The sequence below is a fragment of the Labedella populi genome (genome assembly GCF_004078655.1).
Taxonomy (GTDB): Bacteria; Actinomycetota; Actinomycetes; order Actinomycetales; family Microbacteriaceae; genus Labedella; species Labedella populi.
This window is the reverse complement of sequence record NZ_RZNC01000001.1, coordinates 590656-615952: the sequence shown is the minus strand read 5'-3', so window position 1 is coordinate 615952 and position 25297 is coordinate 590656. Positions and strand designations below refer to the sequence as shown.

Annotated in this window: 24 protein-coding genes and 1 pseudogene; 10 read left to right on the top strand and 15 right to left on the bottom strand. The window is 69.6% G+C overall.

Going from position 1 to position 25297, the window contains the following annotated elements:
- Positions 1-59: 59 nt before the first annotated feature.
- Together ELQ92_RS03085 and ELQ92_RS03080 are read right to left on the bottom strand one after the other, a co-directional pair.
- A complete protein-coding gene (locus ELQ92_RS03085; protein WP_243694839.1) occupies positions 60-1091 on the bottom strand; it encodes an aldo/keto reductase in 1032 nt (343 codons plus the stop codon).
- The gene (locus ELQ92_RS03080) at positions 1088-2398 is read right to left on the bottom strand and encodes an L-fuconate dehydratase (RefSeq protein WP_128497500.1); all 1311 of its coding nucleotides are present in this window, start codon (positions 2396-2398) and stop codon (positions 1088-1090) included. The genes ELQ92_RS03085 and ELQ92_RS03080 overlap by 4 nt, the downstream gene beginning before the upstream one ends.
- 161 nt (positions 2399-2559) lie before the next feature.
- Here ELQ92_RS03080 and ELQ92_RS03075 point away from each other — a divergent pair, with 161 nt between their 5' ends.
- The 7 genes from ELQ92_RS03075 to ELQ92_RS03050 all read left to right on the top strand — a co-directional run bounded on the left by ELQ92_RS03075 (position 2560) and on the right by ELQ92_RS03050 (position 9090).
- A complete protein-coding gene (locus tag ELQ92_RS03075) occupies positions 2560-3411 on the top strand; it encodes a fumarylacetoacetate hydrolase family protein (protein WP_128497499.1) in 852 nt (283 codons plus the stop codon).
- A 39-nt stretch (positions 3412-3450) separates the two neighbouring features.
- Positions 3451-4200 carry an SDR family NAD(P)-dependent oxidoreductase gene (locus ELQ92_RS03070; protein WP_128497498.1) on the top strand — a complete coding sequence of 250 codons (750 nt, stop codon included), beginning with the start codon at positions 3451-3453 and terminating at the stop codon, positions 4198-4200.
- Between the two features lie 161 nt (positions 4201-4361).
- Entirely contained in the window at positions 4362-6194 is a 1833-nt protein-coding gene (locus ELQ92_RS03065; protein ID WP_128497497.1) for an MOSC domain-containing protein, read from the top strand.
- Between the two features lie 166 nt (positions 6195-6360).
- Positions 6361-7527 carry a sensor domain-containing protein gene (locus ELQ92_RS03060; protein ID WP_243694838.1) on the top strand — a complete coding sequence of 389 codons (1167 nt, stop codon included), beginning with the start codon at positions 6361-6363 and terminating at the stop codon, positions 7525-7527.
- A complete protein-coding gene (locus ELQ92_RS16520) occupies positions 7524-7748 on the top strand; it encodes a sensor histidine kinase (protein ID WP_243694837.1) in 225 nt (74 codons plus the stop codon). Before ELQ92_RS03060 ends, ELQ92_RS16520 begins: the two co-directional genes overlap by 4 nt.
- A 49-nt stretch (positions 7749-7797) precedes the next feature.
- Complete coding sequence (locus ELQ92_RS03055) at positions 7798-8481, top strand: response regulator transcription factor (protein WP_128497496.1); 684 nt, start codon at positions 7798-7800, stop codon at positions 8479-8481.
- 48 nt (positions 8482-8529) lie between these two features.
- Positions 8530-9090, top strand: coding sequence for a hypothetical protein (locus ELQ92_RS03050; RefSeq protein ID WP_128497495.1), 561 nt, complete (start codon positions 8530-8532; stop codon positions 9088-9090).
- 12 nt (positions 9091-9102) lie between these two features.
- Here ELQ92_RS03050 and ELQ92_RS03045 read toward each other — a convergent pair whose 3' ends face one another.
- From ELQ92_RS03045 to ELQ92_RS02985, 13 genes and pseudogenes are all read right to left on the bottom strand, one after another.
- Complete coding sequence (locus tag ELQ92_RS03045) at positions 9103-10305, bottom strand: glycoside hydrolase family 1 protein (protein ID WP_128497494.1); 1203 nt, start codon at positions 10303-10305, stop codon at positions 9103-9105.
- 106 nt (positions 10306-10411) lie between these two features.
- Complete coding sequence (locus tag ELQ92_RS03040; protein WP_128497493.1) at positions 10412-11290, bottom strand: alpha/beta fold hydrolase; 879 nt, start codon at positions 11288-11290, stop codon at positions 10412-10414.
- Complete coding sequence (locus ELQ92_RS03035) at positions 11287-13023, bottom strand: ABC transporter ATP-binding protein (protein WP_128497492.1); 1737 nt, start codon at positions 13021-13023, stop codon at positions 11287-11289. Before ELQ92_RS03035 ends, ELQ92_RS03040 begins: the two co-directional genes overlap by 4 nt.
- Positions 13020-13952: an ABC transporter permease gene (locus ELQ92_RS03030; RefSeq protein ID WP_128497491.1), complete on the bottom strand. Its 933-nt coding sequence runs from the start codon at positions 13950-13952 to the stop codon at positions 13020-13022. The genes ELQ92_RS03035 and ELQ92_RS03030 overlap by 4 nt, the downstream gene beginning before the upstream one ends.
- Positions 13949-14929, bottom strand: a complete 981-nt coding sequence (locus ELQ92_RS03025; protein WP_128497490.1) for an ABC transporter permease — start codon at positions 14927-14929, stop codon at positions 13949-13951. Before ELQ92_RS03025 ends, ELQ92_RS03030 begins: the two co-directional genes overlap by 4 nt.
- On the bottom strand, positions 14926-16623 hold the full coding sequence (locus ELQ92_RS03020; protein ID WP_243694835.1) for an ABC transporter substrate-binding protein: 1698 nt from the start codon (positions 16621-16623) through the stop codon (positions 14926-14928). Before ELQ92_RS03020 ends, ELQ92_RS03025 begins: the two co-directional genes overlap by 4 nt.
- A 305-nt stretch (positions 16624-16928) precedes the next feature.
- Positions 16929-18026, bottom strand: a complete 1098-nt coding sequence (locus ELQ92_RS03015; protein WP_128497489.1) for a LacI family DNA-binding transcriptional regulator — start codon at positions 18024-18026, stop codon at positions 16929-16931.
- Positions 18027-18141: 115 nt separating this feature from the next.
- Positions 18142-19017, bottom strand: coding sequence for a prenyltransferase (locus tag ELQ92_RS03010; protein WP_128497488.1), 876 nt, complete (start codon positions 19015-19017; stop codon positions 18142-18144).
- Complete coding sequence (locus ELQ92_RS03005; protein WP_128497487.1) at positions 19004-19327, bottom strand: lycopene cyclase domain-containing protein; 324 nt, start codon at positions 19325-19327, stop codon at positions 19004-19006. The genes ELQ92_RS03010 and ELQ92_RS03005 overlap by 14 nt, the downstream gene beginning before the upstream one ends.
- The gene (locus ELQ92_RS03000) at positions 19324-19656 is read right to left on the bottom strand and encodes a lycopene cyclase domain-containing protein (protein WP_128497486.1); all 333 of its coding nucleotides are present in this window, start codon (positions 19654-19656) and stop codon (positions 19324-19326) included. Before ELQ92_RS03000 ends, ELQ92_RS03005 begins: the two co-directional genes overlap by 4 nt.
- The gene (gene crtI, locus ELQ92_RS02995; RefSeq protein ID WP_243694888.1) at positions 19653-21392 is read right to left on the bottom strand and encodes a phytoene desaturase family protein; all 1740 of its coding nucleotides are present in this window, start codon (positions 21390-21392) and stop codon (positions 19653-19655) included. The genes ELQ92_RS03000 and crtI overlap by 4 nt, the downstream gene beginning before the upstream one ends.
- Positions 21347-22042 (bottom strand): annotated as a pseudogene (locus ELQ92_RS02990) (phytoene/squalene synthase family protein); the annotation flags it as partial. The gene crtI and the pseudogene ELQ92_RS02990, both read right to left, overlap by 46 nt.
- A gap of 47 nt (positions 22043-22089) precedes the next feature.
- On the bottom strand, positions 22090-23160 hold the full coding sequence (locus ELQ92_RS02985; RefSeq protein WP_128497483.1) for a polyprenyl synthetase family protein: 1071 nt from the start codon (positions 23158-23160) through the stop codon (positions 22090-22092).
- A gap of 123 nt (positions 23161-23283) precedes the next feature.
- Between ELQ92_RS02985 and idi the strand changes: the two genes are divergently transcribed.
- The 3 genes from idi to ELQ92_RS02970 are packed head-to-tail and all read left to right on the top strand — an operon-like array spanning position 23284 to position 25294.
- A complete protein-coding gene (gene idi / locus ELQ92_RS02980) occupies positions 23284-23802 on the top strand; it encodes an isopentenyl-diphosphate Delta-isomerase (RefSeq protein ID WP_128497482.1) in 519 nt (172 codons plus the stop codon).
- The gene (locus ELQ92_RS02975; protein ID WP_243694834.1) at positions 23763-24680 is read left to right on the top strand and encodes an endonuclease/exonuclease/phosphatase family protein; all 918 of its coding nucleotides are present in this window, start codon (positions 23763-23765) and stop codon (positions 24678-24680) included. The genes idi and ELQ92_RS02975 overlap by 40 nt, the downstream gene beginning before the upstream one ends.
- Positions 24677-25294 carry a DUF2238 domain-containing protein gene (locus ELQ92_RS02970; protein WP_128497480.1) on the top strand — a complete coding sequence of 206 codons (618 nt, stop codon included), beginning with the start codon at positions 24677-24679 and terminating at the stop codon, positions 25292-25294. The genes ELQ92_RS02975 and ELQ92_RS02970 overlap by 4 nt, the downstream gene beginning before the upstream one ends.
- The last annotated feature ends 3 nt before the right edge of the window (positions 25295-25297 follow it).

Below are 25297 nucleotides of genomic sequence, written 5' to 3'. Positions count from 1 at the left end.
GGTCGGATGTTTCCGATGATAGAGGGCGGTCGGGGAGACAGGAGACCGTCAGATCACGATTAGACATCGGATGAGGGCACGCATCGCTCGGATGAGGGCACGCATCGCGGACTGAGAGCGGACACGAGACCGTCCTCCTCGAGTCGATTCCAGACGCCGTCCGGGACGGGGGCGCCCATCCGCTCGGCGTTCTGGCGGATCTGCTCCGGGCGGCTCGCGCCCACCACGACCGTACGGACGAGGGGGTGCCGCTGCACGAACTGCAGCGCCACGTGCGGGAGTGGGACGTCGAACTCCGCGCAGACCGCGGCGATCGCGGAGACCCTGTCGAAGACGTCGTCCGGCACCGAGCCGTACTCGTACCGGCCGTCGCGCGCCGGGACGTCCTGCGCGAGGAGCCCCGAGTTGAATACGGACGCCACGACGACACCGACGCCGTTGCGATCGCACGCCGGGAAGACGTCGAGGGCCGCGGGCTGCTCCGCGAGCGTGAACCGCCCGGCCACCATGAGAAGGTCGATTGCCCCCGTCTCGGCGGACGCCGTGAGCGCTTCCGTCGTCATCGCCCCGACGCCGACCGCCGAGACCGTCCTCTCGTCACGCAAGGCGGCGAGCGCCGGGATGGCGGAGTCGAGACCCTCACGCAGCGAGTGCCGCTCGGGATCGTGCAGGTAGAGCACATCGACGCGATCGAGACCGAGGCGCTCGAGCGACTCCTCGAGGCTCCGCCGAATGCCGTCCGCGCTCAGGTCCCACTCCCGACGGAGGTCCGTCGGGACGTGGAAGTCGTTGTCGAGATCGAGACCGCCGTCAGCCTCCGGATTCGGGCGGAGGAGCCGTCCGACCTTCGTCGAGATCACGAACTCGTCGCGTGGCTTCGTACGCAGGAACGCTCCGAGCCGTCGCTCCGACAGCCCGAGCCCGTAGTGGGGAGCGGTGTCGAACGAGCGGATACCCGCCTCCCACGCCGCCTCGAGGACGGCGGCCGCGTCGTCATCCGTCAGAGCGCGGAAGAGGTTGCCGACGTTCGCGGCACCGTACGTGAGATCGCCGAACGGGACGGCGGTCGCGGCGGTGCGCAGTGTCGTCACCGGGCGACCACCTCTCGAACGTCGGCCGACGGCGAGAACGTGAACTCCTCACGCGTGCTCGCGAGCATCTCGGCGCCGGCTCCGGGCGCGAGCGGCGGCCAGTAGGCACCGCCGCGCACGTCGACGGGCGTGACGAAGTGCTCGTGGAGGTGGTCGACGAATTCGATGACGCGCCCGGTCGTCTCGCCGGAGAGCGCGACGGCGTCGAACATCGAGAGGTGCTGGACGGCCTCGCAGAGGCCGACCCCTCCCGCGTGCGGGCAGACGGGGACGCCGAAGCGGTGGGCCAGGAGCAGGATCGCGATGTTCTCGTTGACCCCGGCGACGCGCGTGGCGTCGATCTGGAGCACCTCGAGGGCCTTCGCCTGCAGGAACTGCTTGAACATGACGCGGTTCGCACCGTGCTCCCCCGTGGCGACGGGGATCGGCGCGACGCCGCGGGCGATCGCGGCGTGCCCGAGGATGTCGTCGGGGTTCGTCGGCTCCTCGATCCACGCCACGTCGAACGGGGCGAGGGCGTTGACCCACTCGATCGCGTCTGCGACGTCCCAGCGCTGGTTCGCGTCGATCGCGATCCGGACGTCCGGACCGACGGCCTCGCGAGCGAGCCGCATGCGGCGGATGTCGTCCTCGAGGTCCGCACCCACCTTGAGCTTGATCTGGTCGAAGCCGTCGGCGACGGCCTCCTTCGCGAGGCGGACGAGCTTCTCATCCGAGTAGCCGAGCCAGCCGGGCGTCGTCGTGTAGGCGGGGTAGCCGGTCGCGAGCAGGGCCGCCTCGCGTTCGGCGCGACCGGGCTCCGCCGCACGGAAGATCTCGAGCGCGTCGGCGGGCGTGATCGCGTCGCTCAGGTAGCGGAAGTCGACGAGCTCGACGAGCTGCTCCGGGGTCATCCGCGAGAGGAGCTGCCAGAGCGGGAGGCCGGCACGCTTCGCCTTGAGGTCCCACAGCGCGTTGACCACGGCGCCGATCGCCATGTGCATGACGCCCTTCTCGGGACCGAGCCAGCGCAACTGCGAGTCGTAGACGAACTTGCGCCACGTCGCCCCCATGTTCGCGAGCAGGTCCTCGACGTTCCGACCGACGAGATGCTCGCGGAGGGCGTGGATCGCGGCGACCTGGACGTCGTTTCCGCGTCCGATGGTGAAGACGAAGCCGTGGCCCTCGAGACCGTCGCTCGCGTCGGTCGAGATCCGGAGGTAGGCCGCCGAGTAATCGGGGTCGGCATTCATCGCGTCGGAGCCGTCGAGCTGCTGGGACGTGGGGAAGCGGATGTCGCTCGTGTCGATGGCGGTGACGATGCTCACGGACGGTTTCTCCTTCGTTGGATGCTGCGAGCATAAACATCCGATGTCTATAGTGTCAATTGCGCCGATCCGGGGTACTGGGGCTGCCTCGACCCGTTTCCCCCCGCTAGAGTTCTGATGTTCCCTCGCGACAGCGACGTCCCCCTGGAAGGAATCGCACGATGAAGTTCGCCCGCCTCGGCCCCGTCGGCCAGGAGATCCCCGTCCTCATCGACGGGGACGCCACGTTCGACCTCCGCTCCCTCACCGCCGACATCGACGGAGACTTCCTGTCGGGGGACGGCGTCGCCCGCGCCGCCGAAGCGCGCGCGAACGGGCAGCTGCCCGAGGTCGAGGACGCCGCATCCCTCCGCACCGGGGCACCGATCGCCCGGCCGAGCGCCGTCGTCTGCATCGGCATGAACTACGCGGCGCACGCGGCCGAGTCGGGCTCGGCCCCTCCCGAGGTCCCCGTCGTCTTCCTCAAGGTCCCGAACACCGTCGTGGGACCGAATGACCACGTGCACATCCCCCGCCGCAGCGTGAAGACGGACTGGGAGGTCGAGCTCGGGATCGTCATCGGCGCGCGAGCGAGCTACCTCGACTCCCCCGACGACAGCGTCGCGCACATCGCCGGCTTCGTGACGGCGAACGATCTGTCGGAGCGCACCTTTCAGCTCGAGGAGTCGGGCGGCCAGTGGTCGAAGGGCAAGATCGCGCCGGGCTTCAACCCGACCGGACCCTGGCTCGTCACGCCCGAGGACGTCGACTACCAGAACCTGCGGCTGCGCAGTTGGGTCAACGGCGAGCCGCGGCAGGACTCGTCGACGGCCGATCAGATCTTCGGCGTGGACCACATCGTCTGGCACCTCAGCCAGTACATGACCCTCGAACCGGGCGACCTCGTCCTGACCGGCACGCCGGAAGGCGTCGCCCTGTCCGGGCGGTTCCCCTACATCCAGCCGGGCGACGTCGTCGAGATCGAGATCGACGGGCTCGGCCGACAGCGCCAGGAGTTCAGCGCCGCTCCGTGAGCGACGCCTTCCACCATCGACGTAAGGACATCAGGGATCATGGGTGATTTCGACGGGCTCGTGGCGGTCGTCACGGGCGGAGCCTCCGGGATCGGCGCCGCCATCGCGGCGCGACTCGCGGAGGGCGGAGCACGCGTCGGCGTGCTCGACCTGGCGGAGTCGAGCGACGAGCGACACCTCTCGGTGCGCGCGGACGTCTCGGACGACGCCTCCGTGCGCGCCGCGGTGCAGCGGGTCGTCGACGAGTTCGGGCGGCTCGACATCGTGGTGAACAACGCGGGGATCGGCGCCCAGGGCACCGTCGCGGACAACGACGACGCCGAGTGGGCCCGCGTGTTCGACATCAACGTCATCGGCATGGCGCGGGTGGCGCGCGCCGCCCTTCCGCACCTCCGGGAGTCGCCGGCCGCCGCGATCGTGAACACGTCGTCGATCGCCGCGACCGCCGGGCTCCCCCAACGCGCGCTCTACAGCGCCTCGAAGGGCGCGGTGCTCGCGCTCACCCGCGCGATGGCGGCGGATCACATCCGCGAGGGCATCCGCGTGAACTGCGTGAACCCGGGAACGGCCGACACTCCGTGGGTCGGCCGTTTGCTCGACTCGGCGGACGACCCGGTCGCGGAGCGAGCCGCCCTCGAGGCGCGCCAGCCGCACGGCCGGCTCGTCTCCGCCGACGAGGTCGCCGACGCGGTCGCATACCTCGCGAGCCCGCGGTCCGGCTCCACGACGGGCATCGACCTCGCGGTCGACGGCGGCATGCAGGCCCTCCGCCCCCGCCCCGCCCCCTGAGCCCTCCTCTCCCCTCTCTCCCCCCTGAAAACTTCTTATGTGCTCGAATTTTCAAGCACATAAGAAGTTTTTAGGGGGGTAAGAGAGGGGAGAAGAGGGTCGACGCGGGATCATGGAGGGTGGCGACGTGTCGAGCGGTTCGCCGAGACCGGGGAGGAAGCATGAGCGAGCCGCGGATCGCGTCGATCACCCGCTACCCGGTGAAGGGCTTGCCCGGGATCGTCGCCGAGGGCGCCGTGGCGCTCGAGCCGGGGCGCGGACTGCGATGGGACCGGAGCCACGCGATCGAGAACGGGCGCGTGCGCGTCGAGACGCCCGCGGCCTGGAACTCCCGTGAGGCGTACTTCCACGTCGCACGCTACGAGGGGATCGTCCGGTTCGGCGTCGCTCTCGACGGGGCCGAGGGGGACGACCCGGTCCTCACGCTCACCGCGCCGGGCGGCGACACGGCGAGCGCGCCGCTCGGCACGGCCACCCTGCGCGGATCGACCGTCAACGCGCTCCTCGGCGATGCACTGACCGCAGGGCCCGCCGGGCCCGTGCGCCTCATCCGCACCGGCGCCACCGGTCTCTGGGACTGGCCCGAGGCGCACCTCTCATTCATCAACCTCGCCACCGTCGCCGCGCTCGAGTCCACCGCCGGAGCGGAGGTCGATCCGCGTCGATTCCGCGGGAACATCCTGCTCGACGGCGTCCCCGCCTGGGGCGAGCTCGACCTCCTCGGCCGCCGCGTCCGCGTCGGTGGTGCCGTCCTCGAGTTCTTCCAGCCGACGGACCGCTGCCGCGCCACGACGATCGATCCCGTCTCCGGGGTCTCGGATCTCAACGTCCCCGCCCTGCTCGCGAGCCGCTTCGGCCACATGTACTGCGGCGTCTACGCGCGCGTCATCACAGGCGGTTCCGTGCGCGCGGGCGACGCCCTGAAGATCCTCGACCACACGGCACCGGAGGCGGCTCCGCTCGACGGCGAGGCCGGATGGCCCCGCACCGGCCGAATCGTCGACCGGCAGACGGCGGGCTCCCGCTCGGCGAGCTTCTGGATCGCGGATCCAACGGGCCTGATCGGCGAGGCGAGACCGGGTCAGCACGTGCGTGTGCATCTCCCGGGCGAGGAAGCGCCCGCGTGGCGCGCGTACACGATCTCCGCGATCGCACCGGGTCGCGCCCGCATCACCGTCCGCCGCGACGGCCGCATCTCCACCGCCATGCACGAGCGGTTCTCGGTGGGTGACGATCTCATCATCACTGGTCCCTTCGGGGACGTGACGCTCGATCGCGCTCACGAGCGCGACGTCGTGCTCGTGAGCGCCGGGTCCGGCATCACCCCGACCACCGCGATGTTGCGCGCGCTCGCGGCGGAGCGCTCGGACCGGCGCGTGCGCGTTCTCCACGTGGAGCGGTCGGCGGCCGACCTCGCACTGTGGGAGGAGGTGGCCCGGTCGTCCGCGGCGCTCGGGGACGCTTCTCTCACCCTCCACCTCAGCCGAGCGGACCCCGACGGGGTCCAGTCGCATGGCGCTCGGGCCGGACGGCCGACCGCGAGCGACGTCCTCGCGACGATCGACGGACTCGATCCCACTGCCGTCGACGTCTTCGTGTGCGGTCCAGCGCTCTTCGCCGCTGAGGTGCGGTCGGCGCTCGAGACGGCCGGCGTCCCGTCCGAGCACGTCCACGCCGAAATCTTCTACTCGCCGGCGGCGGCAGAGCTCACGGCGCCACGGGCAGCCTCGTCCTCTGGGCCGCATCGCGTGCGCGCGGGATCGGCGGAAGCGCAGTGGCGGCCCCGCTCCGGATCGCTTCTCGACACGATGGAGGGTGTCGGCCAGGACTGGCCGAGCGGGTGCCGCGTCGGCGCCTGCGGGACGTGCGTCCGTCGACTCCGGAGCGGCACGGTCGAGTACCTCGTCGACCCGCTCGTCCCGCCTCCCGCGGGCTCGATCCTCGTGTGCTGCGCCGCCCCGACAAGCGACGTGGAGTTCGATCCCGAGAGATGAGCGGGGGGCTATCCCCCGTCGACGTCGGCAGTCCACAGGATGGGGCACGGGCAGGCGGGAGGAGAGGCTGGAGTCATCCCCGCCGAACCGCGCGTTTCCGGGATGATGGAGCTGATCCGTCGTCCCGGAGCGTCTCGCTCGGCCGACGCGACTCAAGGAGAACCCGATGACCACCGACACGGCCGCGACCACCCCAGTGGCGGCTCACCCCAGCGAGCGGCGCACCACCGACGGCCCGCTCGCCACCTACGGCAAACTCTGGCGCGGCGATCCCCGCGAGCTCGGCTTCCTCCTCCCCACCCTCCCGATCGTGATCGCCGGCAACATCCTTGCCGTGACACTCTTCGCGATCGGTGCCGGCACGATCGTCATCTACGTCGGCTTGTTCGTCTTGTTCGCGACCCTGTACGTGGGCCGCGCGTTCGGCTCGTTCGAGCTCCTGCGCCTCCGCGGAGCAGGGCTCCCTCCGATCGACGAGCCGCGTTGGCCGGTCCGCCCTGCCGAGGGATTCTGGCGGACGTTCTTCCGCCCCTTCACCGACCCGCACTCCTGGTTGCACCTCGTGCACACCACGATCGTGAACCCCATCGTCGGAACCTTCACGTGGGCGGTCACGATCGCGTGGGTCTTCGGCGGTCTCGGCGGCGCCCTCGCGTGGAGCTTCCCGTGGTGGATCGACGCGGAACGCACGAACCAGGGGCTGTTCCAGGTGTTGTGGCCCGGCGTTGCGCCTTCGATCGGCGCGCAGGCCGCGGACATGCTGCTCAATGTCGTCGTCGGTCTGCTGCTCCTCGCCACCCTTCCCTTCGTCACGCACGGGCTCACACTCGCCCACCACGCGATCGCGCGCCTCATGCTCGCGAGGTTCCGCAGCGAGGACCTCGAGGACCGCGTCGCCGAGGTCCAGGCGACTCGCACCGCCGCCGCAGCGGCGGAGGGCACGGCGCTCCGTCGCCTCGAGCGCGACATCCACGACGGGCCGCAGCAGCGCCTCGTCCGTCTGCAGATGGACATCGCGGCGCCGAGCGGCAGCTCGAGACCGACCCTGAGCGCGCACGCGCCCTGCTCGCCGAGGCTGCGGGTCAGTCCCGCGACGCTCTCGACGAACTGCGTGCCCTCTCGCGCGGCTTCGCGCCGCCGATCCTGCTCGACCGCGGGCTCGTCGCCGCGCTCGAGTCGCTCGCGGCGCGGAGCACCGTGCCCATGGAGGTGCGCGCCTACGTCCCCCGCGAGATCGTCATCCCCGACGAGGTGCAGCGGGCGGCCTACTTCGTGGCGAGCGAGGCCGCGGCGAACGTCGCGAAGCACGCCGGTGCGACGTGGGCGTCGGTGACACTCGAGGTGGTTCCGGGCGAGGGCGGCACGCGCTGGTTGCGTGTCGTGATCGGCGACGACGGTCACGGCGGTGCTCAGCCGCTCGAGGGCCATGGGCTCGCCGGGCTCGACGAGCGCGTGCGCGGGGTCGGCGGCCGCCTCGACGTGTGGAGCCCGGCGGGAGGCCCGACGACCGTCACCGCGACGCTCCCCCTTCCCACCGTCCCCGCCCACCCGTGACCCCTCTCACCCCCCTGAAAACTTCGCATGTGCTCGAATTTTCGTGCACATGCGAAGTTTTCAGGTGTGGGAGGGTGGGGTGGTGAGGCGGGAACTGCGGGTCATCGTCGTCGACGATTCGGTGCTGCTGCGCGAGGGACTCGTGCGGCTCATTGATGAGGCCGGCCATCGGGTCGTCGGGTCGGCCGGCTCCGGCGAGGAGTTGCACGCTCTGCTCGATCAGACCCCGGCCGACATCGTCCTGCTCGATGTGAGGATGCCGCCGACGTTCCGCGACGAGGGCGTGACGGCGGCCCTGCGGTTGCGCGCGGAGCACCCGTCCGTCGGGATCCTGCTGCTGTCGCAGTACGTCGAGGGCGCGTATGCGCGCGAGCTGCTCGGCAGCGGGCGCGGCGGCGTCGGCTACCTCCTGAAGGACCGCGTCTCGTCGCTCACCGAGCTCGAGTCCGCGATCGAGCGCATCGCGGACGGCGGGACGGTGCTCGATCCCGAGGTCGTGTCGCAGCTCCTCGGGAGGCGCCGCGATCCCCTCGAGTCCCTCACGGACCGCGAACGCGACGTGCTCGAGCTCATGGCGCAGGGCCGCACCAACCAGGCGATCGCCGCGGCGCTCTTCGTCGGGACGGGAGCGGTCGAGAAGCACATCACGTCGATCTTCCAGAAGCTCGGCCTCGAGGACTCCGGCTCCGACCACCGCCGCGTCCTCGCCGTGATCGCCTACCTCCAGCGCTGACCCGATGTGGGGCTTCCGAGCCCCGTCGGATGTTCATACGCTCGCGGTGTGACCATCAGCTCGCCGCGAACTGGACGTGTCCTCCGCGTCCTCCTCATCCTCGTCGGAGCGAGCGTCGTCTCTGCCGCCGTGGCGATGGCCCTGGTGGGCGTGCTCCGCGACGTTCTCCGCGTCGCGTGTCGATTCACGGCCGACGGGGAGGCAGCCGGCTGGGCGTGCGCCGACGGACTCCCCTACGGATTCATCGCTGTGCAGATCGGCACCGTCCTGTGGACGTTCCTGGTGGCGGGGGCGCTCGCCGGGTCGTTCCGACGGGTCGGCGACGACAGCCGCCCGACGCGTCGGCTCCGCGTCGGCTCGTGGCTCGTCACCGCGACGAGCGGCGCCGTGCTCATCGTCTTCGGAGCCGCTCTCCTCCTCCAGGCCGTCGAGCTCGCCCGCTCGTGCGGGAGCACCGTGTTCTCGGCACTTCCAGTCGAGTCGTGTTCCACCGCCGATGTTCCCGTCGGCGCGCTCGTGTGGTCGGTCATGCCGGTGTGGGCGCTCCTGCTCATCGTCGAGACGGCGTGGGCGTCGCTCCTCCGTCCGGTCGAGCCGCAACCCGCCTGACGCCGCCGGGGCCTAGAGGCCGTTGCGGCGGGCGACGTCGCCGAGCCAGGCGAGGCTCGGTTTCGGGTGACGCTCGAACGTCTCGCGGTCGATGCCGATGAGGCCGAACGTCGGGCGGAAGCCCGACGCCCACTCGTAGTTGTCGAGTGCGCTCCAGTGCAGGTATCCGCGAACGTCGATCCCGTCCGCGATCGTCGCGTGCAGGCCACGGAGCGCACCGTCGGTGTAGGCGATGCGCCGGGTGTCATCACTCGTCGCGATGCCGTTCTCCGTCACGAGGACGGGGACGCCGCCGGTCAGTTCCCACGCGCTGCGCACGCCCAGCTCGAGCGCGGGCGGGAAGAACTCCCAGCCGGTGAGCGTCGTCTCGACGTCGTCGGCGACGGGCAGCGGCCCCTCGGAGCCGATGAACGTGCGAGTGTACGCCTGCACGCCGACGAAGTCGTCGCCGCGTGCGGCCTCGAGGTACCAGTCGTCGCGCGGGTACCCGTACTCGTGCAGCTTTTCGTCGGCGCCGGGTTCGCCCGTCGAGTGGAAGGCCTGAGTCGCGACCGTCCAACCCGACTCGATCTGCGGCAACTGCGAGAGCACCGAGCGAGCGCGCGTGTGCGAGTCGAGGAGCGCGTCGGCGACGCCGAGGTCGGGATTCGGCAGACCGTACGCGACGAGGTTGGCGGCGTCCTCCCCGCCCGCGAGCATGGCCGCGATGTTCGGCTCGTTGATCGTGCAGACGTAGCGGACCCCGTCCGACACGATCGGCAGGGCCGTCTCGACGAAGCGCTCGAAGAGCTCCGGCGCCTCCGGGTTCCGCCAGAATCCGGCCTCGAACATCCAGCGCGGAACCGTGAAGTGGAGGAGCGACACGACGGGCTCGAGCCCGAGCTCGATCGCGGTGTCCACCATGCGGCGGTAGTGGTCGATCGCCGCGCGTGACACGTAACCGCGCTCCGGCTCGATTCGCGCCCACTCGATGCTGAACCGGTACGACGTGAGACCGGCGTCAGCGAGGAGCTTCATGTCCTCCCGATAGCGGTGGTAGTGGTCGACGGCGTCGCCGGACGGCTCGACTATCGTCGTTCCCGGTGTGTGCTCCTTGAGCCACCAGTCGTTCGAGACGTTGCCGCCCTCGACCTGGTGCGCTGCGGTGGCGGCACCCCAGAGGAAGCCGTCGGGGAACTGGAGGGACTGCTGCTCGCTCACGCGAACCTCTTTCATCGTGGTTCATCCACACCGGGAAGTGCGGACATCGGTCGTCGATACAGGCCGGAAGGGGACCGAAGTCCGCACTTCGACGGGTGGTTCAGGGGCGGTTCGGGATGGTTCAGGGGTGGGAAACCGGCGAGGAGAGCGAGGAGTAGAAGGAGGTGAGAGTGTCGAGAGTGGCCTCGGGGGCCTCGGCCTGCGGCGAATGCGCGCCGCCCGGGATCACGACGTAGCGGGCGCCGAGCCTGTCGGCCATATCGCGCTGCCAGTCGATCGGCCATTTGTCGTCGTCCTCGCCGTGCGCGACGAGCACGGGGACGCCCGTGGCGCGCAGGTCCTCCGTCGTGTCGTCCTCCGAGCGGAGGATCGACGCACCCTGCAACAGATTCTGGTTCGCCGTCGCGGCCGCGCGGTGCCGGAAAAACGCCTCGAACGCGCCGATCTCCTCGTCGCTCGCGCCGACCTTGTCCGGGTTGTCGCGTTCCCAGAGGCCGATGCTGCCGGCTTGCGCCACCGTCTCGGTGGTGTCGTTGTGGCGTCCCGGCCAGCCTTTCGGACCGCTGCAGAGCATCGTGAGGCTCGCGAACGCTCCGGGCGCATGGACCACCGCGGCCCGCGCGACGACCCCGCCGAGGCTGTGCCCGATGAGGTGCACGGGCGCCCCGTCCCCGACGATCCGCGCCACCTCGACGGCATCGCCCGCGAGCGCGTCGAGCGAATAGTCGTCGTCCGTCGGTCGCGCGGAGTCGGCCTGGCCGCGTTGGCTGTAAGCCCACGCGTCCCAGCCGGCCTCGGCGAGACGCGGAAGGATCTCGTGCGCGTCCTCCTTGGATCCCGTGAAGCCGGGCACCCAGAGGACGACGCCTCGCGCCTCGCCGACCGGAGCCGCGCGCAGCGCCGTCAACCGACCGACCGGCAGCTCGAGCGCGAACGCCTCGCTCCCCGGTCGCATCGGCAGGCCGCCGAAGTGGTCGATGGGAGCCAACGAGACGGTCACGCGACGTCCTCGCGCAAGCGACGCGGGTTGGGCACGGCGTCGAGCAGGCGGATGGTGTAGTCGTCTTGCGGATTCCGGAGCACATCGGCGGTGACCCCGCGCTCGACGACCCGGCCGTCGTGCAGCACCATGATGTCGTCGGTCACCAGGCGAGCGCTCAGCAGGTCGTGGGTGATGTAGAGCAGGCTCACCCCCCACTTCTCGCGCAGGTCCTCGAGCAGGGCGAGCACCCCGGCGCGCAGCGAGACGTCGAGCATCGACACCGGCTCGTCCGCGATGAGCACTTGCGGATCGCTCGCGAGGGCGCGTGCGATGACGACGCGCTGGCGCTGACCGCCGGACAACTGGTGCGGGAGCTTCTGCGCGAACGTCTCCGTCGGCGTGAGACCGACGGTCTCGAGGAGTTCGTGCAGCCGGGCGCGCGCGTCGTCGCCCCGCAGATCCGTCATGTTGTGGATGGGCCGCGAGAGCGTGTACTCGACGGTGTGCAGCGGATTGAGCGCGGCGTACGGGTCCTGGAAGACCATCTGCACGTTGCTCCGCAGATCGCGCAGCCCCTTCGCGCGCAACCGCGTGACGTCGACGTCACCGAAACGGACCGTGCCCTCCGTGGGCTTCTCGATACCGGTCACGAGCTTCGCGAGCGTCGATTTGCCGCTGCCGGATGCGCCGACGAGCGCGAGCGACTGGCCCGGCTCGAGCGTGAAGGAGACGTCGTCGAGCGCGCGGACGGGTTTCTCGCCGCGACGAGGAGGCGGGTACACCTTGGAGACGTGATCGACGACGATCGCGGAATCGGCCGAGCGCACGCTGCGTGTCACGACGGTGGGTTCGCTCGTCGCGGCCTCCGCGCGAGTGACCCCGGCTGCGACGCGCGCATGACGGTCGGGGAACCCGGGCAGCTCGACGACGTCGGCCCTCGGATCGGCATAATGGCTCAGCAGCATTCGCGTGTAGTTGTCCTGAGGCCGCTCGAGGATGTCACGGCTCGAGCCGTCCTCGACGATCCGTCCTTCGTGCATCACGAGGACACGCTCAGTGGCTTCCAGCACGATGCCGAGGTCATGGCTGATGAGGATCGCCGTGAAGTTCTCGGACTTCTGCAGCGCCTGGATCGTGTCCATGACCGCGTGCTGCACGAGCACGTCGAGCGCCGTCGTCGGCTCGTCGAACACCATGAGCTGCGGTTCGAGCGAGAGGGCGAGCGCGATCGAAACGCGCTGTCGCATACCGCCGGAGAGCTCCCCTGGATAGCGGGCGAGGACCGAAGGCTCGAGCTCGACCTTGCGCACGAGCTCCGCCGCACGCGCCTCGCGGTCCGCCGGCGCGACGTGACCGTGGGCGCGGAAGATGTCCAGGAAGTGGTTCCGGATCGTGCGCACCGGGTTGAGCGCGTTCATCCCCGACTGCAGGACCATCGCGAAACCGCCCTGACGCTGCTTCCGGAGCATCTCGGTGTCGAGCTCGCGGATGTCCGAGCCGTCGAAGAAGATCTTGCCGCCGTTCGTGCGCGCCGGTGGCTTCTGCAGCCGCGTGAGCGCGAAGCCGAGGGTCGACTTGCCGGAGCCGGACTCGCCCACGAGGCCGACGAACTCACCGCGCTTGAGCGTGAAGCTCACGTGATCGACCGCTTGGACCGGGGCGGCCCCCGGGCTCTCGTAGACGACGGAGAGGTCGCGGACGTCGAGGAGCCCGTCGACGAGCTCAGGGACCGTCTGTTCGGTGGAGGTCACTTCTTGGCCTTCCCTTCGCGGAGGCGCGGATTGCTCACGGCGTCCACTCCGAAGTTGATGAGCGTGAGGCTGAGCGCGAGGAGCGCGATGCAGAGACCGGGTGCGAACAGCAGCGCCCACTGGCCGGTCAGGAGGGCATTCGAGTTCTGCGCCCAATAGAGCATCGTGCCCCAGCTGACGATGCTCGAGTCGCCGAGCCCCAGGAACTCGAGGCCCGCCTCGGCGAGGATCGCCGCCGTGGCGGCGCCGAAGAGGCTGCCCACGATGAGCGACGTCATGTTCGGGAGGATCTCCCGGAAGACGATGCGCGGAGCGCGCTCCCCCGAGAACTGTGCGGCCGTCACGAAGTCGCGGCTGCGCAGAGACTGCGTCTGGCTGCGAAGCACGCGGGCTCCCCACGCCCAGCCCGTCACGACGATCACGGCGATGATCATCAGGATGCCGCCGTTCTGCAGGTACGCGGCGATCACGATCATGAGCGGCAGGCCCGGGATCACGAGGAAGAGGTTGACGATGAAACCCACCACCTCGCTCGCGAATCCGCGGAGGTACCCCCAGCTGAGGCCGATCGCCACGGCGATGAGCGTCGAGAGCACGCCGGCGGCGAGGCCGACGAGGATCGAGATCCGCGCGCCGAAGATCAGCTGGCTGAGGACGTCCTCGCCGGCGGCCGTCGTGCCGAGCCAGTGCGCTCCGGTCGCGTCCAGGTTGCGGTCGAAGGACGTGTCCTTCGGGTCGTATGGGGCGAGGAGCGGCGCGAAGACCGCGACGAGCACGAACAGTCCGAGGATGACGATGCCGACGCGGGCCTTCCCGTTCGACCACACGACTCCGAGCGTGCGTCCGAGGGAGCGCCACCGGCTCGGCGCCGCGACGGCCCCGTCCGCTGCGCCGTCGGTCGGGATTCTGACATTCTGCGTTGACGTCATCGGCGGGTCCTTGGGTCGAGTACGCCGTACAGGATGTCGACGAGGAAGTTGGCGACGAGCACGCTCACCGTGATCATCAGGAAGAGCGCCTGCATGAGCGGGTAGTCCTGCCCGATCACGGCGTTGAACAGCAGGTAGCCGATGCCGGGGTACCCGAACACCTGTTCCACGAGGATCGATCCGCCGACGACGCCTCCGAGCGCGAGCCCGAATCCCGTGAGGTTCGGGAGGATCGCGTTGCGGGCCGCGTAGCGGATGGCGACGGTACCGCCTCGGAGGCCGTTCGCCTCGGCGAAGGTCACGTAGTCGTCGCCGAGCGTGTTGATCATCGCGTTGCGCATGCCGATGATCCAGCCGCCGAGGCTCGTCACGAGGATCGTGAGCGCGGGGAGCGCCGCATGGAGGAGTGCGTCGCCGATGAACGCGGGCGTGAAGGCGGGGGTCGTCGTGGCCGAGTACGCGCCGGTGGTGGGGAACCAGTGCAGCACGTAGCCTGCGAAGAACAGCAGGAGGAGCGCGGTCCAGAAGTACGGGAACGTGCTCATGAAGCTGCCGCCGAGGGTCGGGAGCGAGTCGAGCCAGGTTCCGCGCTTCCATGCCGCCGCGACGCCGATGAGCGTCCCGAGGATGAACGCGACGATCGTCACGACGCCCACGAGGATGATCGTGTACGGCAGCGCCGTGCTCACCATGCTCGAGACCGTCTGCGGGTAGAACGTGTACGAGACGCCGAAGTCCAGCGTGACGACCTGGCGGAGGTACGCGAGGTACTGCTCCCACAGGCTGCCGTCCGGGACGCCGAGCTGGGCCTCGATCGCGGCCCGCGTCGCCTCGGTCACGGGACCGTTCTGCGAGAGCTTCGCGATCGCCGCGTCGGCCGGCGAACCCGGCATGAGGCGCGGGAGGAAGAAGTTCAGGGTGACGGCCGCCCACAGGGTGAGCACGAAGAGGCCGAGCTTCCCGGCGATGTACTTCACTGGTCGTCTCCGTTCGCGAGCTTCAAGCGCGTGAAGATCATCAGCGGCGCGGAGTCGTAGTTCTGCGGGGCCATGTAGGGATCCTCTTCGCTCGGCCACCCGGTGAACTTGGCGTCGTTGAAGAGTCCCCACGATCCGCCGTAGTACATGCCGATGACGGGCAGGTCGTCGTAGACGATGTTCTGCAGGGCGTGGCTCAGCTCGAGCTGCTCCGCAGGGTCCGGCGTGGCCTTGAGCTCGGCGAGCAACTCGTCCGCCGCGGGGTTCTGGTACCGGGCGAAGTTGTTCGCCGTCGTCTCGCCGACGGGAACGTAGAACTCGCTCGAGAGGAGGCTGTTGTAGGCCTGATAGACGTAGCCGCCGCCCATGCCGCCGATCGCGACCTCGAAGTCGCCGTTCGCGATCGCCTGCTGGTAGCCCGCCGGCTGCGGCAGGCTCAGGTTCACCTCGATGCCGACGCCGCGGAGCTGTCGCTGCACCTCCTGAGCCGCGCGTGTCCAATCCGAGTAGCCGTTCGCCGTCGTGAGGGAGAAGGAGAACTGCTCGCCGTCGGCGCCGACGAGGCGATCGCCCTCGAGGGTGTAGCCGGCCTGCTCGAACTCGGCGAGCGCGGCGTCGGTGTCCTGTTCGATCATCCCGCTATCGGGGATGGTCGGGTCGAGTTGGTCCTCCTGGTTGGGGAGGATGAGCCCGGTCTGCCCGGCGGGCTCCATGTAGCCCTCCGAGGCCGAGTCGGCGATCGCGGCACGCTCGAGCGCGAGGGAGATGCCGCGACGGACGTGCACGTCGTCGAAGGGAGCGACGTCGTGGTTCGGGATCAGCCCGATGATGCCGATGGGCGGGAACCACCACGTGTTGCTCTCGCTCGCAGCACCCCAGGTGCCCTCGACGTCGGAGATGAAGGAGTACGCCCAGTCGTAACCGCGTGTGACGGTGTCGAGCTGAGTGTTCGTGGCGGGGAGGATGAGGTGCTCGATCTCGACGGAGTCGGCCTGCCAGTAGTCCTCGTTCTTGTCCATCGAGTACTGCTGCTGGTTGTAGTTGCCGAGCGTGAACGGCCCGGACCCGATCGGGTCCTCGTTGCGCCAGGTGGCCGGGTCCTCGACCTCCGACCAGATGTGCTCCGGGACGATGTACGTGGCGCCGATGATCGGGAGCGCCGGCACGTCGTCGGTGAGGAGTTCGAAGGTGATCGTGTCGCCGTCGACCTCGACGGTGTCGATGTGCTGCCACGCACCCTTGATGTCGATCGCGGGGTATTCCTTGAGCATCTCGAAGGTGAAGGCGACGTCGTCGGCCGTGAGGGGCTCGCCGTCGCTCCATTCGGCGTCGTCGCGGATGGTCATCTCGATGGTGTCGGCGTCCGGGAGCGTCCAGTCCGTCGCGAGCCACGGCGTCTGCTCGTTGTCGAGCGGGTTGATCATGATGAGCGGCTCGTACATCCACCGGGACGCCGTGCGCGTGTTGGTGAGGTACGGGTTGAAGTTGCGGTCGAAGAGCGGGTTTCCGCGGTCCGCGTTGATGAGCATCGTGTCGTCGGGGATCGTCGGGTCCGGTTGAGACGTGACCTGGATGCTACACCCGGTCGCGACGAGCACGGCTGCGGCGCCGACGGCGGCGAGGGCCCGTCGTGCCGTACGTCGCGGTGCTCGCTCCGTGCGTGGAGTCGGGGCGGGGGGAGAAGTGGGTGACACGGTGTCGAATCCTCATGTCGTCGTCGTCACGAGGCAGTCCGGGGGCTGCGCTGCGCCGGACGGGGATCCGTCCGTGGATTCCTCCACTGTATGCGCATACATCCCGCCTTCGCAACCTCCAGAGAGTTACACCCGCACGAGGGCTACACGTCTAGCTAGCGCCCTCGACACGGATGTGAGGCATTCGACCACGCCTCGTCGCGTCCCGGCACGAATTGGTACTCGCATGAGAAACCAGTCGAGGGCGCCTCTTCGGCACCGACGGCGCAAGGTATACGTGGCGCCCTCGTGCGGGTGTAGCACTCTCAGGGGGAGGTGCTCTCGCGGACGAGGACGCGGACGGGGAGGCGGAGAGTCACCGGCGGCTGGGACGGGTCGCCGAGACGGCGGGACAGCACGTGCACCGCGGCGCGACCGAGGTCCTCCATCGGCTGACGCACGGTCGTCAGGCGGGGGGCGGAATGGCGACCCGCGTCGATGCCGTCGAACCCCGCGACGAGGACCCGACCGGGCACCGCGACGCCGTGCGCCTGCAGCGCATCGAGGACCCCGAGAGCCATCTGGTCGTTCGCACACACGATCGCGTCGGGGATGTGGCCGGATGCGACGAGCGAGGTCGCGACGTCGCGAGCCCGGTCACGGGAGAATTCCGCCGCCACGACGCTCACGCCGGGACGCGTCTCGGCCGGGTGCGCCGCGATCGCGTCCTGGAAGCCCTCGAAGCGTTCGATGTCGTCGGGCGTCTCGATGTTGCCGCGAATGTAGAGCATCCCGTCGGCCTCGCGCACGGCGAAGACGTGCTCGACGAGAGCGCGCATCCCCGCGCGATTGTCGACGCTCACGTGATCGAACTCGTCGTCCCGGCGCGGTCCCGCGATGAGGACGACGGGGATGCGGCGGGCGATGTGCTCGAGCATCTCGTCCGGAACGCTCCCGGCGAGGACGGCCAGACCGTCGACGCGGCCGGCGATGTCCGACACGATCGACTCCGAATCGGAGCCACGGCCGACGCCGACGAGCAGCACGAAACCGTTACGCCATGCCTCGATCTCCGCACCCCTCAGCACCTCGTCGAAGTAGAGGAGGTCCGATCCGGGGGAACCGTCCTCTCTTGGGGGGTCGGCGACGACCGGCACGGAGCCGCTGCGATCGGGGACGAACGAGGTCGTCTCCCGCATGGCGTCGAAGTCCGGGAAGAACAACCCGACGACGCCGGTCCGTCGGGCGGCGAGCCCCCGGGCGCTCGCACTCGGCACATAACCGAGGGTGCGGACGGAGGCGAGCACACGCTCGCGGGTCGCCTCGCGTACGTCGCCGGGTCGGCGCAGGACACGAGAGACCGTCGCGATCGAGACGCCGGCGTGCTCGGCGACGTCGTACACGGTGGGGGCCTTCGCACTCATGGCGCTGTCCCCCCTCGTCGCATCGCGGTCATCCGCCTCATCCTAAGTCGCCGAAGCGCGTCGCCTGAGCCGTGGACACGGCGCCGGTACCGAGGTTCACATCCGACCGACCAGCTCAACCAGCGAGCGGGGCGGAGAGGGCGTACCAGATGAGGAGCAGGGTGACGAGGAAGCCCGTCACGAAGTTGAGCCACAGGAAGCGCTTCCACCCGCGGTTCGCGGACTCCGCCGTCTCGTCGGTGACGTTCCAGAACGGGGCGACGTTCGCGACGTACGGCAGCACGAGGAGCGCTCCGAGCGGGCCGGGCCAGGTGGTCCCGAGAAGCAGCAGGCCGCCGACCAGATAAGCGAGGAGCGCGAAACGGGCCGTCGCGCGGGCGCCGAGCACGGTGCCGATCGAGGCGATCCCGCCCAGGCGGTCGGCGATGACGTCCTGCACGGCGCCGAACGCGTGGCTCGCGATCCCCCAGAGGAAGTAGCCGGCGAGAAGCGCGACGAGCGCCGGTTCGACGACGACGCCCGCGAGCGCGAGCCCGTATGCGGCGGGTGAGACGAAGTGCGTGCTCGACGTGATCGAGTCGAGGAACGGCACCTCCTTGAACCGCAGTCCCTTCGCGCTGTACGCCACGACGGCGAAGAGGCTCACCGCGAGGACCAGCCACGACACGGGCGAGCCGAGCGCGACGAGCGCGATCACGAAGGGGATGTTGGTGACGAGCACCGCGATGATCGTCGTGCGGTGCAGCGATCGGTCGAGTACCGCCCCTTCAACACCGCCCTTCCGCGGGTTTCGCAGGTCGGACTCGTAGTCGAAGACGTCGTTGATCCCGTACATCGCGAGGTTGTAGGGGATCAGGAAGTAGATCGTCCCGATCCAGAACGCGAGGTCGAGGTCACGGGTCGCGAGGTAGTACGCGGCGGCGAAGGGGAATGCGGTGTTGACCCACGACAACGGTCGCGAGGAGAGCAGGAGTTGTTCAAGCGTGCGCACGGGGCCTCCGACGGGACGGGCGGAGCAGGCTCCACAATGACGGGAGGACGACCGCCGCGAACACAGCGTAGGAGAAGTCCTCGATCGGGGCGATCCCGATGAAGACCCCCGACAGGTGTTCGCGCTCGTAGGCGACGAGTCCGATCCCGATCATGACGTTGTCGAAGATCGCCGTAAGGACGAGCACGACGAGGAGCGTGAGGCCAAGGCCGCGGAGGAAGCGGCGTCGGTGCGGGACGCGGAGCGTTGCGACGAGCGCGAGGACCGCGGCGGGGACGAGGAACGCGAGGTTCAGGAGCGAGTAGGTCACCGCGACTCCTCCGTCCCGGTGGCGTCGCTGAGGCGGGAGGCCGCGCCGAAGACGTTCATCGAGAGGTAGCAGAGCAGCACGAGGAAGAAGATCTCCTCGACGGGCACCTCCGGTGCGACAAGTACCCCGGTCATGAAGGGCGTCTGGCCCCGGAAGAAGATGCCGAGACCGATCCCGAAGAGATCCCAGACGATGAAGAGCACGACGCCGGACACGAGCACGATCGCCGCACGGCGAGCGTTCGCCCAGAAGAACAGCCGGAAGCGACGGTCGAGCACGACCATGCCCGTGATCGAGACGAGGAGAGCCGCGAGGTAGACGAAGCTCACTCGTGCCCCGTCTGAAGGGGGACCGGCAGCGCCTCGGTCGAGGTGTCGCCATTCAGCCTCTTGACCACGAGTTCGGCACTGATCAGGCACATCGGCAGGCCGATGCCGGGGATCGTCGACCCGCCCGCGTAGACGAGTCCGTCGACGCGCTTGCTCGCATTGCCGGCACGGAAGAGCGCGGACTGCGCCAACGTGTGCGCCGGGCCGAGCATCGTGCCGCGCCACGCGTTGATCGACTCGACGAAGTCAGCCGGCCCGACGTCGTGGCGCACCGTGATGCGCTCCGCGAGGTCCGGGATGTCTGCCCAGTCGGCGATCTGCGCGATGGCCCGATCGCCGGCCGCGCGGATGGTGTCGCTCGATCCGCCGCCGAGAGACGGATCGGCGGGAATCGGGACGAGCACGAAGAGGTTCTCGTGCCCCTCCGGCGCCACGGCGTCGGTCGCGCTCGGCTTGCAGACGTAGAGCGATGCCGGATCGGGAACATACGGAGACGGCCCGCCGATCGCGTCGAAGTTCGAGCGCCAGTCCTTCGTGAAAAAGAGCGTGTGGTGGAGGAGCTCCGGCAGCTCGCCGCGCACGCCGAGCGAGAGCAGCACCGCGCCGGGGCCCGGCGTCTTCCGGTCCCAGTAGGACTGCGGGTACGTCCGCAGCGCGGGCGGAAGCAGCTTCGTCTCTGTGTGGTGGAGGTCGGCGGCGGAGACGACGACCGAGGCCTCTTCGACGTGCGGATCCCCCGCCGTATCGGTCCATTCGACGCCCGTCGCGCGCGCACGACGGCGCCGCGCGGCCTCGGTGCGGATGCGGCGGACGCTCGCGCCCGTCTCGATGCGGACGCCGGCCTCGCGGGCGAGGTCGGCGATCGCCTCGATCACGCGGGCGAAGCCGCCGCGGGGGTAGTAGACGCCGTCCTCGAGATCGAGATGGCTCATGAGGTGGTACATACTCGGAGTGGTATACGGGGAAGACCCGAGGAAGACCGCCGGGTAGCCGAGTATCTGGCGCAGCCGGTCGTCCGAGACGACGGCCCCGGCAGCGGAGTCGAGATCCGTGCCGAAGAGCTTCACGAATCGCGGCAACTCCCGGATGACGTCCGCGGCGAGCAACGGCGTGAGCGACTCGAATGTCGTGTAGAGGAAGCGCCTCTTCGCCAGCTCGTAGACCTCGCCGGCGGAGTCGAGGTAGCGCTCGAGTCGAGCGCCGGAACCGCGTTCGATCGACTCGAAGAGGGCGACGTTCTCGGCCCGCGTCGCGGCGATGTCGATGGGTTCGGTGTGTCCCTCGGAATAGACGCGGTAGCCGGGCTCGAGCCGCACAAGATCGAGCTGTTCGGCGGAGGAAGTGCCCATGAGCCGGAAGAAGTGGTCGAAGACCTCCGGCATGAGGAACCAGCTGGGCCCCAGGTCGAAACGGAAGCCGTCGCGCTCGAGGAGGCTCGCACGGCCACCGAGCTCGTCGTTCTTCTCGAGGAGCGTGACGTCCCGCCCGCTGCGCGCGAGCAGCGCCGCGGTCGCGAGTCCTGAGATGCCGCCGCCGATCACGACCGTGCGCTCGGGCGCTCCGTGTCGCGGCGTCATCGGGGACGCACTCCTCTGGCTGCGTTCACGGCGATCCTCATCTTCACGGGGTTGGGGACGCGCACGCGCGTCGTGACGAGTTCTGAGGCGGGGGTGGATCGGATGCGGCGGGAGAGCTCCGCGAAGAGGTCGTGCGCGAGGACGACCGCCCGGCGCGATGAGGCGGGCAGTCCATCGATCGTCGCGGCAGACGCGGCGAGGTCGGCGTCGATGTCGTCGAGCAGCCGCGTCTTGTCGGCCTCGGAGAATGCATCGACGCTGATGCCGGGGAAGTAGCTGCGACCGAGGCCCGCGAAGTCGGCTGCCAGGTCGCGGAGGAAGTTGACCTTCTGGAACGCGGCGCCCAGCCGGCGGGCGCCCTCCTCGAGGCGCGCCGTCTGGGCGGCGCTACGGCGTTCGCCCGCGAGGAACACGCGCAGGCACATGAGCCCGACGACCTCGGCGGAGCCGTACACGTACGCGTCGAAGCTCTCGGGCGTGTGCTCGACGTCCGTGATGTCTGCACGCATGGACGCGAAGAACGGCCGCGTGAGGGAGGCGTCGATTCCGGCCCGCCGAGCGGTGAGCGCGAAGGCGTGTACAACGAGGTTGGCGCTGTATCCGATCGCGATGGCACGCTCGGTGTCGGCCTCGAGGTCGTCGAGGGTCCGGGTGGTCGACGCGTCGTCGAGCCCGGCGTCGCTCGCGGCACCGTCCACGATCTCATCGGCGATCCGGACGAGCGCGTAGATGCTCCGGACGTCCCGGCGAACGGGCGGGGACAGCAGCCGCGCGGCGAGGCCGAACGACGTGGAGTAGCGGCGGATCACGAGAGCCGCGGCCTCAACGGCGACGGCGTCGTACTGCTGGCCCCCCGTCACCGGGTCCGCTCCAGCACGGCTCGGACCACGGGAGCGAGTTCGTCGCGCGCCGACGCGGGGACGGCATGCCCGGCGAGCGCCTCCCAGGCCCGGTTGGCGTAGTCCCCCGCGAGGAGTTCCGCGAACGTGCGCGCTCCGCTCGCCGTGATCGCGTCACGCAGCCGCGCGGCTCCCGCGTCATCGAGGTCCGGGTCGCCGAACAACCCACGGACGGCCGCCCACTCGGGTTGCGTGGCCGCGTGGGCGATGAGCACGGTCCGCTTGCCTTCGCGCAGGTCGCCCGTCGCGCTCTTGCCGGTCACGTCCTCCTCGCCGAAGACGCCGAGGACGTCGTCGATGATCTGGTAGGCGATGCCGATGTTGCGTCCGAACACACCGAGCGCGTCGATGGTCGGCAACGATGCGCCCGCGAGCACGGCTCCCGCCTGCAGGGGGGCCTCGAACGAGTACCACGCGGTCTTGAGGCGCTCCATCTCGACGACCTCCTCGACGGACGGCATCTCGACGTGCAACGAGAAGTCGACGTCCGTATACTCCCCGGCCGCAGCCGCGGAGACGGCGTCGTCGAGCAGTTCGATGAGCCGGCCGCGCGTCAGCTCGTCGGCTCCTGACTCGTCGATGAGTCGGTATGCGCCGGCGAGCGCGAGGTCTCCGGCGACGACGGCGACCGACATACCCCGGTGTTCCGCGAGCGGGAGCGCGATACCGGCCGTGGTCGCCCGATCGCGGTAACTGCCTGAGACGTTCGGGCGGCCGCGACGGATGAAGTCACGGTCGATGACGTCATCGTGGACGATGAGCGCGGTGTGGAGGAGTTCGTAGGCCGCAGCGACCCGGGCGGCGGCGTCGATGTCGGTACCGCCGAGGCTCTCGTAGGCCGCGAGCACCATGCGCGGGCGGAATCGCTTCCCTCCCACGGTGTTGTGCCGCAGGCTTTCAATGATGTGCGCATACCTCGACCCGAAGCGCCCGGCACGAGCGGCTGCGACCTCGAACCAGCCGTCGAGCACCTCGTCGACGCGGGGCAGTCGTCGCCCGGCGACGATCACCAGATCGTGGGGGTCCATTGCTCGACCATAACCGACCCTCGGTGGTCGTTGAAACTTTTTACTAGACTATCTAAGTATCTTGACGACGGTGAGACGATGCTCTCGAGCACGAGCACTCCAGGTGTGACGGAGAATGGAGGCATGACCGTGGAACAAGTAGTCCTGCTGAGCGAAGACGGCACCCCGATCGGAGTCGCGGACAAGGCCACGGTGCACACCGACTCGACGCCGCTGCACCTCGCCTTCTCGTGTCACGTATCGGACCCCGACGGCCGCATCCTCGTGACGCGTCGGGCACTCTCCAAGAAGACGTGGCCCGGCGTCTGGACGAACTCCTTCTGCGGCCATCCGGGACCGGCCGAGGACATGGAGGCGGCGGTCCACCGCCGGGCCCGCGCGGAGCTCGGAATCGAACTCGACTCGCTCACGCTCGCGTTGCCGGACTTCCGGTACCGTGCCGTCGACGCCGACGGCACGGTCGAGTATGAGATCTGCCCCGTCTACCGCGCGACCACGACGAGCGCCGTCCTGCCCGAGCCGGCCGAGGTCGTCGAATGGTTCTGGGCCGAGCCCGCGGCACTCGACGCCGCGATCGCCGCGACGCCCTGGGCGTTCAGCCCGTGGCTGACACTGCAGCTTCCGCTGCTCGCGTCGGCCTGACCGAGGACCCGATGACCACGGCGGCGGGCACCGCGCTGATCGGTGCGGCGCTCACACCCGACCTGCACGTCATGACGTTCAACGTCCGCCGGCCCTTGCGTCATCTCACGGAACGCAGCCCCGACCTCTGGACGACCAGACGACCGGCGCTCGGCGCGCTGCTCGCGGCGGAACGACCGACCGTGCTCGGCACGCAAGAGGTCGTCCCGGAACAGGCCGCATTCGTGAAGCGGGCGCTCGGCGAGCGCTACCGTCGGATCGGTCACGGCCGCGGTCGTGACCGCCGCGGCGAGGGCTGCCCGATCTTCTTCGACACCGAACGGCTGCATCTCGAGGACTGGTCCCAGCAGGCACTGTCGGACTCTCCCGAGGCGCCCGGCTCGACGGGCTGGGGCAACATGGTGCCGCGCATCCTCGTCCGGGCCGTGTTCCGCGACCGTACGACCTCGGCGCGATTCCTCGTCGTCAACACCCACTTCGACCATCTGTCGCGTCGCTCCCGGATGCGATCGGCCGACCGCATCCGCGCCCTCGTCGCGGAGGCCGGGCTCCCCTCGGTCGTCATGGGCGATCTCAACACCGGCGCTGAATCGTCACCGATCCGGGCACTCCTCACCGAGCGGGGAGAGCGACGCCGGACGCTCGTGGACGCCTGGTCCGCCGCTTCCGAGCGGCTCACACCCTCGTGGGGGACGTTCCCCAACTACCGCGAGCCCCGCACGGGCCGGAAACGCATCGACTGGATCCTGACGACCGCCGACGTCGAGGTGGTCCGCGCCGCCATCAACCCCGCGCGCCCCTCCGGAGTGTGGGCATCGGACCACCTGCCCGTCCAGGTGGTGATGCGCCTGCCGTCGACGAGGGCGACGGAGCCGTGATCGAGAACTTCCTCCGCCCGCCGCGAGGACGCACGGCGATCGCGGCGGATATCGTGCGGGGGCTCGGCGGCCTCGGTGTGCTCGTCGCGGCCATCTGGTGGACCGCGACGGACGCCGGGGTCCTCGCCCTCGTGGTCCCGGCGCTCCTGCTCCCCCGCTTCATCGGCGCGCGACCGCTCTTCGACGTCGTCTACGGCGTTGCGCTGCTCGTCGCCGCGTGGAGCAACGTCTTCGACCTCTACGCGCGCATCGCCTGGTGGGACCTCGCGGTGCATCTCACATGCACGGGCGTCGTTGCGGCGATGCTCTTCCTCCTGCTCGAGCGGGTGGAGATCCTCACGGCACCGCGGGTCGGTTCTGTGACGGCCGCGGTCCCGATCGTCCTCACGACGCTCATCGGCCTCGCCGCGAGTGCCGTTTGGGAGATGATCGAGTGGCTCGGCAAGACATTCGTGAGCGACGAGATCTTCGTCGCCTACGACGACACGATCGCCGACATGGCGGTCGGGAGCGTCGGCGCGGTGCTCGCCGGCATCGCTCTCGCGAGCATGCGACGTCAGCCGGAGCCGCAGGCGGCCTTCCCCGACGGTGACCGCGGGGCCGCCGTAGGCTGAACG